This is a genomic window from Halovibrio variabilis, from assembly GCF_007991175.1.
In the GTDB taxonomy this organism is placed as follows: Bacteria; Pseudomonadota; Gammaproteobacteria; order Pseudomonadales; family Halomonadaceae; genus Vreelandella; species Vreelandella variabilis.
Map to the genome: position 1 here is coordinate 109,118 of NZ_BJXV01000008.1, position 14,038 is coordinate 123,155.

At 56.1% G+C, this 14,038-nt stretch carries 16 protein-coding genes; 11 read left to right on the forward strand and 5 right to left on the reverse strand.

Annotated features, from left to right (window positions below; translation table 11 throughout):
* Window positions 1-7 precede the first annotated feature (7 nt).
* A complete protein-coding gene (locus tag HVA01_RS07370; RefSeq protein ID WP_146874435.1) occupies window positions 8-295 on the reverse strand; it encodes a GIY-YIG nuclease family protein in 288 nt (95 codons plus the stop codon).
* 39 nt (window positions 296-334) lie between these two features.
* Entirely contained in the window at window positions 335-796 is a 462-nt protein-coding gene (locus tag HVA01_RS07375; protein WP_146874437.1) for a YchJ family protein, read from the reverse strand.
* A 185-nt stretch (window positions 797-981) separates the two neighbouring features.
* Here HVA01_RS07375 and HVA01_RS07380 point away from each other — a divergent pair, with 185 nt between their 5' ends.
* A complete protein-coding gene (locus HVA01_RS07380; protein ID WP_022520780.1) occupies window positions 982-1,293 on the forward strand; it encodes a hypothetical protein in 312 nt (103 codons plus the stop codon).
* A gap of 91 nt (window positions 1,294-1,384) precedes the next feature.
* Here HVA01_RS07380 and argE read toward each other — a convergent pair whose 3' ends face one another.
* Window positions 1,385-2,548, reverse strand: a complete 1,164-nt coding sequence (argE, locus tag HVA01_RS07385; protein WP_146874439.1) for an acetylornithine deacetylase — start codon at window positions 2,546-2,548, stop codon at window positions 1,385-1,387.
* Between the two features lie 215 nt (window positions 2,549-2,763).
* Here argE and ugpB point away from each other — a divergent pair, with 215 nt between their 5' ends.
* The 4 genes from ugpB (at window position 2,764) to HVA01_RS07405 (ending at window position 7,017) form a co-directional block, all read left to right on the forward strand.
* Entirely contained in the window at window positions 2,764-4,089 is a 1,326-nt protein-coding gene (ugpB, locus tag HVA01_RS07390) for a sn-glycerol-3-phosphate ABC transporter substrate-binding protein UgpB (RefSeq protein WP_146874441.1), read from the forward strand.
* 64 nt (window positions 4,090-4,153) lie between these two features.
* Complete coding sequence (ugpA, locus tag HVA01_RS07395) at window positions 4,154-5,038, forward strand: sn-glycerol-3-phosphate ABC transporter permease UgpA (RefSeq protein ID WP_146874443.1); 885 nt, start codon at window positions 4,154-4,156, stop codon at window positions 5,036-5,038.
* Between the two features lie 79 nt (window positions 5,039-5,117).
* A complete protein-coding gene (gene ugpE / locus HVA01_RS07400) occupies window positions 5,118-5,960 on the forward strand; it encodes a sn-glycerol-3-phosphate ABC transporter permease UgpE (protein WP_146874445.1) in 843 nt (280 codons plus the stop codon).
* A 1-nt stretch (window position 5,961) separates the two neighbouring features.
* A complete protein-coding gene (locus tag HVA01_RS07405; protein ID WP_146874447.1) occupies window positions 5,962-7,017 on the forward strand; it encodes a sn-glycerol-3-phosphate import ATP-binding protein UgpC in 1,056 nt (351 codons plus the stop codon).
* Window position 7,018: 1 nt separating this feature from the next.
* Here HVA01_RS07405 and HVA01_RS07410 read toward each other — a convergent pair whose 3' ends face one another.
* Window positions 7,019-8,668, reverse strand: coding sequence for a bifunctional metallophosphatase/5'-nucleotidase (locus tag HVA01_RS07410; RefSeq protein WP_146874449.1), 1,650 nt, complete (start codon window positions 8,666-8,668; stop codon window positions 7,019-7,021).
* Between the two features lie 56 nt (window positions 8,669-8,724).
* The gene (locus HVA01_RS07415; protein ID WP_146874452.1) at window positions 8,725-9,390 is read right to left on the reverse strand and encodes an SDR family oxidoreductase; all 666 of its coding nucleotides are present in this window, start codon (window positions 9,388-9,390) and stop codon (window positions 8,725-8,727) included.
* A gap of 228 nt (window positions 9,391-9,618) precedes the next feature.
* Between HVA01_RS07415 and HVA01_RS07420 the strand changes: the two genes are divergently transcribed.
* The 6 genes from HVA01_RS07420 to HVA01_RS07445 all read left to right on the forward strand — a co-directional run bounded on the left by HVA01_RS07420 (window position 9,619) and on the right by HVA01_RS07445 (window position 14,033).
* Entirely contained in the window at window positions 9,619-10,782 is a 1,164-nt protein-coding gene (locus tag HVA01_RS07420; RefSeq protein WP_146874454.1) for a glycosyltransferase family 4 protein, read from the forward strand.
* A complete protein-coding gene (locus tag HVA01_RS07425) occupies window positions 10,745-11,284 on the forward strand; it encodes a phosphatase PAP2 family protein (RefSeq protein ID WP_146874455.1) in 540 nt (179 codons plus the stop codon). Before HVA01_RS07420 ends, HVA01_RS07425 begins: the two co-directional genes overlap by 38 nt.
* A gap of 969 nt (window positions 11,285-12,253) precedes the next feature.
* Entirely contained in the window at window positions 12,254-12,385 is a 132-nt protein-coding gene (locus HVA01_RS07430; RefSeq protein WP_146874457.1) for an entericidin A/B family lipoprotein, read from the forward strand.
* A 5-nt stretch (window positions 12,386-12,390) separates the two neighbouring features.
* The gene (locus HVA01_RS07435; RefSeq protein WP_146874459.1) at window positions 12,391-12,909 is read left to right on the forward strand and encodes a YqiA/YcfP family alpha/beta fold hydrolase; all 519 of its coding nucleotides are present in this window, start codon (window positions 12,391-12,393) and stop codon (window positions 12,907-12,909) included.
* Window positions 12,910-12,997: 88 nt separating this feature from the next.
* Complete coding sequence (locus tag HVA01_RS07440; RefSeq protein ID WP_146874461.1) at window positions 12,998-13,171, forward strand: DUF6435 family protein; 174 nt, start codon at window positions 12,998-13,000, stop codon at window positions 13,169-13,171.
* A 1-nt stretch (window position 13,172) separates the two neighbouring features.
* On the forward strand, window positions 13,173-14,033 hold the full coding sequence (locus HVA01_RS07445; protein ID WP_246129536.1) for a ChaN family lipoprotein: 861 nt from the start codon (window positions 13,173-13,175) through the stop codon (window positions 14,031-14,033).
* Window positions 14,034-14,038 lie beyond the last annotated feature (5 nt).

The window sequence follows — 14,038 nt, forward strand, 5'->3', positions numbered from 1 at the left end:
GGGTTCCTTAATCGGCGTCTAACTGAACAGGCCACTGCTTGGCCCAGCGGCGTTTATGGCTCGGCGTTTGCTGCTTTAACTGGTACTCAGCACGGCTGGCGGCAGCGCGGTCTGTAAACGGCTGGGCGCCCAACAGCGCAATAGGCGGGTTGGCGCGGGTGTAGCGCGCGCCTTTGCCCGCACAGTGCGCTTGATAACGCTTGGCCAGATTATTGGTAATGCCCGCATAGGTACCGCGCTGGCACTCCAGCAAATAGAGATACCAGCGCGTATCGGCATCCAGCGGCTGTGTCATGGGCTTTCCCAGCCAGCGTGCCCTTGACGGCGAAAGTGTTTAAACACCGCAACACCCCTTGAATTTGCGCCCGCTACCACACAAGCACGGGTCGTTTCGGCGCGGCTTTAGGCGAGTCAGAGAGGGTGTGCCATCCACGTACCACCAGCGCTTCTGGTCATCAATAAAGCGGGACGCTTCTTCAAGCGCATGCCAATGCCCAAGCTCATAAAAACAGGCCCTAAAGTGCACATAGCCGGTAGTCGTGCTAGGTGGTTCGGCGGCCACAATGGTGAGCGCTTTCCAGCGGGTATTGGGATCAAGCGCAAGCTTTGCAGGCCGTGTGGTAGGGTGCCAGGTAGCCAGCAAGTAATCGCTTAGGCCCAGTGAAAAGGCGCTATACCGGGAGCGCATCAAGGCCTCGGGGGTAGGGGCTGGCTCGCCTTGATGATAACGGCCACAACAATTTTCCAGCGTTTCATCGCGACCACAGGGGCAACTTAAACGTGCAATCGGGGTCATAAAAAAGGTCTCTAACATCATCGACGCTAGCCTAACCGATCCAAGCGACGCGCGTCTTGCGATGTGTTGCCGTTTTGTTTCGGTATTGTTGCTGTGTTAGGTATATAGTGGTGGGGCAACATATTCAAACGATGGGGTACAAATCACGATCAATCATTCTTTCCAAAATTTTTGGAGGTTCTCCTATGAAGGTCTTTAAACCGGAATGGCAGTGCACGTTTAGCGTAAACGAAGGCGCGGAAGAATCAGCAACTTGGAAAGAGAAAATCGCGTGGCGGCTCAGGGGAGTTGCGGATCGGCTGGAAGGTGGCGGGCGCACGGTAAAAATCGATTACCGCGTGACGCCAGCAGTTAGCCAGCAAGAAGTCGATACTTGCTTAGGCAAGGGCTTCGAAGTAACTCAGCGTCTGCTGACGCAGTTAGCCCAACAGCAGGCGTGCGAAGATGTGATGCGCCATGCCAAAGCTGAGCTGTTTGAACAACACCCTCAGCATTGAAAGTGCATTAAAAGCCGCATGGTATGAAAGGCAGTTAAAAAATCCCACTCCTTAACAGGGTGGGATTTTTCTTGGCTGGTCATTAACGTCCTTATGCGGGCCTTTCGAGCGCACTGCCCATTTTAGTTAGAAAATGCTCACACGCTTCAAGCTGCTCAATATCAATATATTCATCGGGCTGGTGCGCCTGGGCGATGCTGCCGGGGCCGAGAATAAGGGTTTGCAAACCCTGCCCCTGGAACTGCCCCGCTTCCGTGGCGTAAGCCACTGCGTGGTTGCAGCAGGCGGGGGGCAAATGATCTTTGGCTAAACGGAGCACCTGGTCGTTATCACGATCCGCTAACCCCGGCACGGTGACGTTAAGCGGCTCAGTGGCGATCTCAACGTGCTTGCCTTTGGCTTTTAGCGCTGCGCTTAGCTGTTCGCAAAACGTCTCAAAGCGCGCATATATTTCATCAAAGGTTTCCGTGGGTAGATGGCGAATTTCCCACTCAAACTGACACTCTCGCGCCATGATATTGATCGCCGTACCGCCTTTGATTTTGCCAACGTGCAGGCTGGTGTGCGGCACGTTAAAGGCCTCATCGACGCGCCCCTCTTCCACCAGCGCCGCCATGGTGTCCTCAATAAAGGTCACCAGCCTAGCCGCTACGTGGATGGCCGAGGTGCCCTGGTTAACCTGACTGCTATGGGCTTCGCGGCCTGTCACCATGGTGCGCAGGTTGGTCGCCCCTTTCTGCGCCACCACCGGCTGCATACTGGTGGGCTCGCCGACGATCACATTGGCAGTGGTTGAATAGTTGGCATAAAAGTAGCGAATTAAATCCGGCGCGCCCACGCAGCCGATCTCTTCGTCATAGGAGAAACCCAGGTAAATCGGCTGCTGCAAGGGGGCTTTCGACCATGCAGGCACCATGGCTAGCACACAGGCGATAAAGCCTTTCATATCGCAGCTGCCCCGCCCATACAAACGCCCATCGCCGCCATCGCGCAGGGTGAACGGATCACTCGACCACGGCTGGCCCGCCACCGGCACCACGTCGGTATGCCCGGAAAGCATCACGCCGCCCGGCGCCTCGGGGCCGATTCTTGCGACCAAATTGGCTTTGCTACCACAGGGGCTCATCACGCGCTCGGCGCTAATGCCGTACTCGGCCAAATAGCCTTCAACGTACTCAATCAGCGCCAAATTGGATTCGCTGGAGGTGGTATCAAAAGCGACCAGTTTTTCGAGCAGCGCGATGGCGTGGGACATGAGATCTTCTTTCCTAACGTGTCAAAATAGCGTTGCGTTAACCCTAACACCCTCCAGACCCTTCGCCTACTCCCTCCTCTAGCGTTGAATGTCATCGCGCGTTCACCTCGCGTTCATCAAAACGACATCTACACTGCTTATTGTTCAATGCAGCTAAAAACGTCAACAACCGCATTGCCCTCACCTGATTGAGTTCAGGCCCACAAGGAGTCGTTATGTCTCGTTATACGTTGCACGCGCTTGCCGTCGGGGTAGCCACTGCCAGCCTCAGCCTGTCTGCCCACGCCACAACAGAAATCAGCTGGTGGCACGCCATGGGCGGCCAGTTAGGCGAAATCCTCGAAGGCATCACCACCGATTTCAACGCTTCCCAAGACGAATACCGGGTCGTTCCCAGCTATCGCGGCACCTATACCGAAACCATGACGGGCGCGATTGCCGCCTTTCGCGCCGACGAGCAGCCGCATATTCTGCAGGTCTTTGAAGTCGGCACCGGTACCATGATGAACGCCGAAGGCGCCATCTACCCGGCGTACGAACTGATGGAAGCCCACGGCCGCTCGTTTGACCGCGATGCGTTCCTGCCCGCCGTCGTCGGTTATTACACCGACACCAACGGCAATATGCTCTCCTTCCCGTTCAATTCCTCTACGCCCATCATGTACTACAACCGGGATATGTTTGAGGAGGCCGGCTTAGACCCCGAGCAGCCGCCTGAAACGTGGGCAGAAGTCGTCGACTTCTCCCGCCAGCTGGTTGATTCCGGTGCGGCCAGCTGCGGCTTTACCACCTCATGGCCGAGCTGGGTCATGCTGGAAAACTTCTCAGCTTGGCATAACGTGCCGCTAGGAACGCTGGAAAACGGCTTTGGCGGTTTGGAAACCGAGCTGATCTTCAACAACGAGCTGGTCGCCCGCCATTGGGACAACCTGCACGACTGGCAGGAAGAGGACGTCTTCCGCTGGGCGGGCCCCGGCACCGGCCCCGATTCCGAGCCGATGTTCTACTCCCAGGATTGCGCGATTTTCTTCGGCTCTTCTGCTTCCCGTGCCGATGTCACCGCTAATTCAGAATTTGAAGTCGGCTTCGGCATGCAGCCCTATTACGACGACGTAGAGGATGCGCCGCAAAACTCAATTATCGGCGGCGCTACCTTATGGACAATGCAAGGGCACAGCGATGACGAGTACGAAGCCGTTGCCGCGTTCTTCGAGTACCTTTCACAGCCCGAAGTACAGGCTGACTGGCACCAGCAAACGGGTTATCTGCCCATCACGCAAGCCGCTTGGGATTTAAGCCAAGAGCAGGGCTACTACGCGGAAAATCCCGGTGCGGAGGTTGCGCTGGAACAGATAACGCTGAACGAGCCGACCGAAAACTCCAAAGGCCTGCGCTTTGGCAACTTCGTGCAGATCCGCGACATCATCTCAGAAGAAATGGAAGCGGTGATGACCGGCGATAAATCCGGCCAGGAAGCGGCTGACGATGCAGTGGAACGCGGCAATAACCTGCTGCGTGACTTTGAAGCTGCCAACCAGTAAATAAGCACATACTTCGCCGCTTACCCTTTGGGTAGGCGGCGAAGTCGTTTAATGCGAGCTACCCATGCAAACCAAACGCATGACCTTTCCAGGGCGTTGGCTGCCTTTCGCGCTACTGGCGCCTCAGGTGATCATCACCCTGATCTTTTTTATCTGGCCAGCGGGTCAGGCGCTGTATCAATCGCTACTGCGCGAAGATGCCTTTGGGCTGAAAACCACCTTTGTGGGCCTGGAGAACTTTGCCCGGCTATTTCGCGACGGCAGCTATGTGAACTCGCTGTCGGTGACGGTGGTATTCGCCGTGGGCACCACGCTGGTGTCCATGTCGGTTGCCCTGCTCTTGGCGAGTACTGTCAACCGGATGATTCGCTCGCGCAGCGCGTACACCACGCTGCTGGTGTGGCCCTACGCCGTTGCGCCGGCGCTTGCCGGCGTCTTGTGGTGGTTTATCTTCAATCCCTCCATCGGCATTGTGCCTTACATGCTGGAAATGGTGGGCTACAGTTGGAACCATCGTAATTCAGGCAGCGACGCCATGCTGCTGGTAATTTTAGCCGCTGCCTGGAAGCAGGTTTCCTATAACTTTCTGTTTTTCCTGGCTGGCATGCAGTCCATCCCGCAATCGCTGATTGAAGCGGCCTCGATTGACGGCGCCAGCCCTATCAAGCGCTTCTGGACGATCATTTTCCCGTTGCTCACGCCCACCACCTTCTTCTTGATGGTGGTCAACGTGGTGTACGCCATGTTTGACACCTTTGGCATTATCCACGCCACTACCGCAGGCGGCCCGGCTCAGGCGACTAACATACTGGTTTACAAGGTATATGCCGATGGTTTCATAGGGTTGAACCTGGGCTCTTCAGCGGCCCAATCGGTGATTTTAATGGTCATTGTGGTGGCGCTGACGGTGATCCAGTTCCGCTTTATCGAGCGGCGCGTTAACTATTAGCAAGCCCTGTTAACAAGCCCGTTAATAAGCCCTTGTTGCCAGTCCTAGTGGACCCGTCTTTTTGGAGAGAACATACAATATGGTTGAGAACCGACCCTGGGCCAACTTATTTGCCCATGCCGTGTTGATGGTGGGTGTAGCGCTGGTGGTTTTCCCGGTTTATATCGCCATTGTGGCGTCAACGCTGGCGCCTGACGAGCTAATGCGCGGCACGATACCGTTGCTGCCCGGCGGCCATGGGATCGAAAACTACACCCAAATGTGGCAATCCGGTGTGTCGTCGGCGAACTCCCCACCCGCCGCGCTGATGCTCTGGAACAGCTTTGTGATGGCCATGGCGATCACCGTGGGTAAGCTCTTTATCTCGCTGCTGTCCGCCTTTGCGATTGTCTATTTCCGCTTTCGTTTTCGGATGTTCTTTTTCTGGCTGATCTTTATCACCCTAATGCTGCCGGTGGAGGTGCGCATTATCCCTACTTTTCAGGTGGTCGCCGACCTGAATATGCTCAATAGCTTTGCCGGGCTGTCGATTCCCTTGATTGCCTCCGCCACGGCGACTTTTTTGTTCCGCCAATTCTTTATGACCGTACCGGAGGAAATGCTGGAGGCCGCCCGGGTGGACGGCGCCGGGCCGATGAAATTTTTTAAAGACATCCTGCTGCCGCTTTCGGTGACCAATATCGCCGCGCTGTTCGTGATCATGTTCATTTATGGCTGGAACCAGTATCTCTGGCCGCTACTGATCACCACCGACCCCGACTACACCACCATTGTGATGGGCATTCAGCGCATGACCTCGGAAGAGAACCCCCAGTGGCACCTGGTAATGGCAGCGGTCGTCATGGCGGCGTTACCGCCTGTTTTAGTGATTTTATTTATGCAACGCCTGTTTGTGAAAGGCCTGACCGAGACGGAGAAATAACATGGCCAGTATTACCCTGGAAGGGCTAAAGAAAACCTATACCGGTGATGTGCAGGCGGTCAAAGGCGTTGACCTTGAGGTTCGTGACGGTGAGTTTGTGGTGCTGGTGGGGCCTTCCGGCTGCGGCAAATCCACCCTGCTGCGCATGGTGGCGGGGCTGGAAACCATTACCGAGGGCACGTTAAAAATCGGCGACCGAGTGGTCAATAAGCTCGAACCCGCCGAACGCGATATCGCCATGGTGTTTCAGAACTACGCGCTTTACCCGCATATGACGGTGTACAACAACCTCGCCTATGGGTTGAAAAACCGGGGTTTCAACAAGGACGAGATTGAAAAGCGCGTACAGGTCGCCGCCAAAATGCTTGAGATAGAAGAATTTTTAGAGCGCAAACCGCGCAAGCTTTCCGGTGGCCAGCGCCAGCGCGTCGCCATGGGCCGGGCGCTGGTGCGCGAACCGGCAGCGTTCCTGTTCGACGAGCCGCTTTCCAACCTGGACGCCAAGCTGCGCGTGCAAATGCGCGTTGAGATCAAGCAGCTCCAGCGGCGGCTTAAAACCACCAGTCTCTATGTGACCCATGACCAATTGGAAGCCATGACCCTGGGCGACCGTTTAGTGGTGCTGAACGCCGGGCAGATTGAGCAGGTGGGCACGCCGATGGAGATCTACGCCCGCCCCGCCAGCATGTTTGTGGCCGGGTTTATCGGCTCCCCCGCCATGAACATGCTGCCGGTGGATTACTTGAACGAACAAGGGGCCAACGGGCTACTGGATAACCTGCCCGATGGCACCGATATCGTCGGCATCCGCCCGGATGACATGCACTTAGCCCCACCGTCAGCGCCTCACTTAACCGTCGATTCGACGCTGGCGCTGTTTGAGGCCGCCGGTGCTGAAAGCCATCTGTACGTGACCCTCGCCCACAGCGACCAGCCCACGGTGATCCGCGTGTCCGGTCAGCCGCCGGTTGCCGAAGGCGAAACACTTCGCTTTTACGTGACCCGCGACGCGCTGCACCCTTTCAACAGCACCACGGGGAAACGCACGGGAGATTAAGCTACTCGCTGTGCGCCAGGTCGTTGATCCGCCCTTCGACTTGGTAGAACACTTCTTTTAGTTCCACCATATAGTCGCGCAGCATTTCCCAATCCGTACTGTTAATAATAGAACTGGCGACGATGGTGTTGCGTCCATCGTCGTAAGCGGCACCTAAAACAGCGTGGCCGTCGCCGCCAGCGGCGGTAAAGTTATTGGTGGCGATGGTGTAAGCACGCTCTGGATCAATCGCCCGCATGGCGCCTTCCTGAGCTATTTCCAGGCTTACTACGCGCTCACCCGGCGGCTTGCTGCTGTCGTATACCAGCTCAACGCCTGCGGATACCTGCAGAAAACCGCCGTTTTCATCGGGAGCTTCGGCCAGAGCGATTTCAAAGGTTTCCAATAGCTCGGCGCCGGTGACGTCAAGCAGCGTTAGACGATTGCCAAACGGCTGTACGGTAATCAGATCACCGACGGAGACAGCGCCGCTATTGATGGGCTCGCGAATACCGCCACCATTTTGCACGGCCATTACCGTCTCCGGCGCTACCTGCTGTGCGGCATGCAGCTGGGCATCGGTGATTAAATTGCCCAGCGCGGTTTCGTTGGCGCGCACGCTTCGCGCGTCACCATTGCCGTAGCGCGGGTTGGGTAGCGCCGTGATCACCTTGGCGTCTACCTGGGTATCGCGTAATGCTTCAATCTCAGCGGTGTAGGCCTCAAGCCGTTTAGCGGCGCCAGCGTCCGCTTCGCGCTCGTCGGCGGCCAGCAGTTCACCGCTGGCATCCACCACCACGCCGTCCTCGTCGAAGGTGACCTGCATTACCCCCAGGTGTTGGCCATACTCGCCCGCTTGACCAATCACCGTCGGCGATAGAGGCTCGCCAGTGCGGCGCTCACTTAGTAGCGCAGGCGGCGATACTTGGCTATGGCTGTGGCCGCCAATAATAATATCGATGCCGTCCACCTGCTCCGCCAACAGCAAGTCGCTGCCCGCCTGGGTGTCGCCGTCGTAACCTAGATGCGTCAGGGCAATAATCTTGTTAACGCCCTGCGCTTCAAACGCTGCCACCATGGCTTCAGCCGCTTGGCGATAATCGCTAATGGTGACCTGACCAGGGCTGGAAATCGTTTTACTGTCCTGGGTGGTTAACCCAAAAATGCCGATAGGCTCGCCGCTATGCTCAACGATAATACCGTCATAAAGCGTCCCCGCCTGCGGATCAGCGCTCATCGACTCACCCAGCACATCGGCAAATTCAGGCGCGCTCGAGAAATCCAGGTTAGCACCTAAAATGGGAAAATCGGCGCCTGCGAAAAACGCCGCTAGCGCCTGATGCCCCTGCTCAGCGTCGCCAAGGTCAAACTCGTGGTTGCCCGGCACAAAGGCGTCGTAGCCCATCACCTTCATAAACTCCAACGCGTCTTGGCCCTGAAATTCTGTGAAGTAGAGCGTGCCTGAAAAAATATCGCCAGCGTCCAGCAATAGCCCTTCGCCAAAGGTCTCCCGCGCCTCGTTCAGCGTGGTGATCAATTGAGGATATTGGTCGGTGCGCCCGTGTAGATCATTGGTGTGAAATAGCGTGAGTGTAAAATTCTCGCCAAGCACAGGCGTAACGGTGGCGAACAGCGCTGTCCCTAGCGCTATGCCATAGCGGTGAAACCCCATAAATGACGCCTTTCAAATCGACGGAAACAACCTTGGCAAACCAACCGCGCAGGCGGTTACCAGGGCAGAGGTTCCCCATTGCTATGCCAAAAGCCGCCCGTATTATCGAGCGTTAGCGCTTCAATACGGGCGGCGATGCCCAACGCAGCCTCTTGGGGGCTGATTAAGCCACCAAAATTAACCATGCGCGTTTGCACATAACCCGGATGCAGCTGAGCCACGGCAATGCCGCGGGGCTTTAAGTCCATCGCCAACGATTTACCAAACGCATTGAGGGCCGCTTTAGAGGCACGGTAACCATAGCGGCCACCGGAGTCGTTATCCGCGATTGAGCCCATACGGCTAGTGATATTGGCGATTTTGCTACCTTTTTTGAGGTTGGGCAGCAGCGCTTCCGCTACGCGCAGCGGCGCATAGGCGTTGATTTCCATCTGCTCGCGGATAGTGTCGAAATCAAGACCGCCGAGAGACTCATCGTGCAGCCATCCGGCATTGTTGATTAATAGGTCAATCGTTTGACCATTGAGCACCTCAACGAGTCGCGCGACATCGTCGGGCTGCGTGACGTCAATGCCGTCGATCACCTGCTCAGCCAATCGGTCTAGCTCTTCCGACGACTGACGGCACACGCCTAACACTCGCCAACCCGCATCAACGTAATGCCCTGCCAGCGCTAAACCGATACCGCGGTTGGCCCCTGTAATCATAACGATCGATTGCATTGTTAACTCCCGGCTTGTTATTTGAAATCAGTACAAGGGTAGCCCATCTGTGCGCCCATCAGTATCACCATCTTTCAACACGCCCTGTGATAAAACAGCGCTTCACAGCGGGCGTCAATGCACACAGGTTCGCGCCACGCATGTCATCGCTTATTCACCGGCCTGACTCCGCAGTGTCACTATTCTCATCCAGAATAATTACAAACGTGATAAACGGATGAATCGCTCATGCGGCTCTGTATTGTTAGTGAAACCTGGTACCCGGACATCAATGGCGTTGCTCATACGCTGAGCCGGCTAAACTGCGAGCTCAACCAGCAAGGAGTGCTGGTTGATGTTATTCGTCCGCGCCCAAGGGTAGCGGGTAACGCCGCGGGCATTAACCGCGAACGCCAGGTGCAGCGCTTTGCGTTACCGGGCTATACCGATGTGCAAGTCGGCCTGGTAACACCGGCGGCCCTACGCCGCTTTTGGCGTAAGCATCGTCCTGATGTGATCTATGTAGCCACCCAAGGCCCCCTTGGGTGGGCGGCCCGGCGAGCGGCGCGGCGTCTCAATATCCCCCTGGTGGCGGGTTGGCACACTAATTTTGACCACTACTGCAAAGACTATGGTGTCACCTGGCTGACCTCTGCCACCCAGCGCTACCTGCGCTATTTTCATAACGGCTGCACATTGACGCTGGTGCCGACTCACCTTCAGGCCGCATCGCTAGAGCGTCAAGGCATTCGCGGCGTCCAGGTGATGTCTCGTGGGTTGGATGGTGAGCGCTATTCACCTGCCCACCGAGACCCGTCATTACGCCAATCCTGGGGGGTTAACGAGCATCAACCGGTGGCGTTGTACGTGGGCCGGTTAGCGGCGGAAAAAAACCTTGCCTTACTACAAGAAACCTTTCTCGCCATGCGCGAAGTGCGCCCCGATATCGCCCAGGTGATCGTCGGCGATGGCCCAGGGCGGGCACAGCTGCAAAAAGCCCTGCCAGATGTGCACTTCACCGGTTTTGTGGGACAAGACTCGCTTGCTTGCCACTACGCCAGCGCCGACCTGTTTATTTTCCCTTCACTTTCCGAAACCTGGGGGAATGTGGTGGCGGAAGCCATGGCCAGCGGGTTGGCCGTCGTCGCTTATCACCACGCTGCCAGCGCTGAACTGATTAACAGTGGCCATAACGGCATGACCGTTCCCGCTGGCGATAGCGCTGCCTTTCAACAGGCAGCGGTGGAACTCTGCCAACACCCGGCTGACTACGCGCGGTTAGGCCGTGTGGCACGTTTACGCGCGCTTGAGCAAAGCTGGTCGGGTATTGCCGAGCAATTTGTGCGTTATTTACACCAAGCCCAGGAGGCCCACCATGCGCCCGCGTCCGCTTGTCGTATTCGATCGTCTTGACCTGCTGGAGTGGCAATTCTGCCAACGCATAGCACGGCTATCGTTCTATCGGCCCTGGCGCCTCATCTTGCAGGCCGCCAGCCGCTTAGGCGATTGGCCCGTATGGGTGCTACTCATTATTGCCCAGCCGTGGCTTCAGCCCAATGGCACCTGGCGGGTAATGCAGTACAGCGGGGTCGCGTTGCTTGCCGTGGCGATTTACCGGCTGGTAAAAACGCGCCTCTGCCGCGAACGGCCCTTCATTACTTACGGTGAAGGCATTGAGTGCTGCGAACCGGCACGCGATCGTTACAGTTTTCCCAGCGGCCACACCATGCACGCGGTGATGTTTAGCGTATTAGTGGCCGCCCACACCCCCTGGCTGCTGCCGGTGATTCTGCCGTTAACACTGTTGATTGCCGTTTCCCGGGTGGGGCTTGGGTTGCACTATGTCAGCGATGTGCTGGCGGGTGCCGCAATGGGTTACGCCTTTGCCTTAGCCAGCCTGTATTGGATGGGGTGAAGCGCCGCTTTGCGGTGAGATGGACAACTGACGCAAAAACGCCCGCCTAAGCGGGCGTTAATTTTTATTTAATTTGTAAAATAGTCAACTATCGGGTGGCCTGTCATTGCGTTCATCCAGGCTCGCCATGAAAGATGTCTTGACCATCATATACACGCCCAGCCCCGAAAAACCTAAGAACAAAATAAACATGCATAACATCAATGCCATCGCCATAATCTTGTCCCTGATAGTTTGCGGCTGCCACGTTAACGTTTTCTAACCGCTACTTTTTGATTTCCTCACAGGATAGACTAAATCGCGATGGTAATCGGCATAAACCCTATGCAAAAAAATCTCACATCACTAAAAATTAATATATATCAGCATTTTATGACAAAATAGCGACGCAAAAAGCGACGCAAAAAAACCACCTCGCTTTCACGAGATGGTCATTTTGCATCGCATCCAGTCCCTGGTTTTGATGGGTAACGTATCCTGCGTTACCACCAGTGAGCGGGCTAAATGTCCTTTAACGTCCTGTTTGTATCTCGGCGTCCTGCCTTCCTTCTGCCTGTCAGCCCCCTCACTGAGTTGCTGCCGCTGACTATTGGCTAATCGACTGACTACTTTTCTGCTTACTGTCTTGCTGCTTACTGTCTTGCTTTGCTGCTTACTGCCTTACTAACTGCTATTACCCATATGCTTGCAGCTTATGGGCCAAGATATGTATTTATAAATAAAAAAACTATAAAACAATAACTTATAAAAACAATCCGTGCCAGACATCATCTTTCCAGTCGCCTATTGCGTGTGTAGAACTGGCACATGGGACATAAACACACGTTATTAGGGCGATTTTCGCTTGGTCAGGCATAGCGGAACGCCTCGGTAAGGATTATTTTACCCGCACCTGTTTAACCGCTGCCCTCAATAGAGCGATACTCAAGGTGTGAAGCTCGCAAAGAGCATGCTTTCAAGGAGAACTAGATGACACGCGCTGTTGCCCTGGGTTTATTAGTGCTGATGACACTGCTGCTGGTAAGCGGCTGCAATACCATTCGCGGCGCCGGCGAAGACCTTGAACAAGGTGGCCGAGCTATCCAACGATCAGCGAGCTAATCATTATGATGACGGTTTATCTATCCCACGGCTTAGAGAGTGGGCCTGGCGCATTGAAAATACAGGCATTGAAGGGCATTGCTGAAAAAATCGACGACTGCGAGCCCGTCGTGATGGACTACCGAGGCATGCCAGAACCTCAGCAGCGCTTGGAACACCTGTTAGCGGTATTAGCCAAACGGGGTGATCCCCCCGCCCATTGCGTACTGGCAGGCTCAAGCCTGGGCGGCTGGTTAAGTGCGGCGGTGAGTGCTCAGCAGCCTGTGCTGGGCTGTTTTTTGCTGGCGCCGGCGCTTGGCTTGGCCGACTACCCAGAAACCTCTCCGACCATTCAGGCGCGCTATACCCATATCATTCACGGTTGGCGAGACGAGGTGGTGGCGCCGGAGCCGGTGATTGAACGCGCCCGCCTACAGCGGTTATCGCTGCGAATGGTCGATGACGACCACCGCCTGCATGCCAGCCTCGATACCCTATTGCATGATTTTGAGCGCTTTTTGGGCCAGTGCCATCTGGCGAGCTAGCCAAATACAGCCGTCGTCATAAAACAAACATTCGACACTGGCCATCAAAACCTATACAAATGGTCTACATCAGAAAAGGAGATGGTCAATGTTAGGCATGTTTAAGCGCGACCCCAAAAAGAAACTGCAGCAAGAATATGAACGCAAACTGCAAGCCGCGATGGAAGCCTCACGCAATGGCGATATGCGCGCCAATGCCACGCTTACCGAAGAAGCCGAAGCGTTGCTTGCCGAGATTAGACGCGTTGAAGCGCAACAATAGCGTGCACCATAAAGGCCGCCGCTTTAGCGCGCTGACGGCTTTTGCGTTGGCTAGCCTGTTGCCCAGCGTGGCGCTGGCGGCTTGCCCAATCCCAGGCCAGTGGTGGCAGGCAGACCAGCCGCTTACCAATGCTGAACTGCTGACTACCGCGGCTCAGCAGCAGGTGGTGTTACTCGGTGAACAACACGACAAAATGGCCCACCACCGCTGGCAGTTGCACACCCTGGCGGGGCTACATGCCCTTCGCGACGAAATGGTGATTGGCTTGGAGATGCTGCCGCGCAGCGCTCAGTCAGCCTTGGATGCCTGGCTAGCCGGTGAAATAGATAACGATACTATGCTGGCGCAGACTCAGTGGGACGAGGCTTGGGGATTTGATGCAGAGCTGTATATGCCCATTTTAGAATTTGCCCGCATGGCACAAATTCCGCTTATCGCCCTCAATATCGACCCCGCCCTACGTCAGCGGCTGGTCAGTGAAGGTTGGGATAATGTGCCCGCTGAAGAGCGCCATGGAATACCGCCGCCCCACCCGGCAAGTGAAGGGTACCAAGCGCGGCTCGCCGAGGTGTTCAACCAACACGCCATGGGCAATGCCCCTGACGCACTTGAGCGCTTTGTGCAGGCCCAGCTGACGTGGGACATCGCCATGGCTCAGCGCTTAACCGAGGCCACACAAGACGGTGCTCTCGCCGTGGGCATCATGGGCCTGGGCCACGTGACCTACAGCGATGGCGTCGCGCATCAACTCAACGCCCTCGGCGTTGACGACACCCTGAGCCTGCTGCCCTGGCAGCGCCATCACTGCGAGCTACCTGACACCACGCTCGCCGATGCGGTCTATATACTCAGAGACGAATAGCGCAC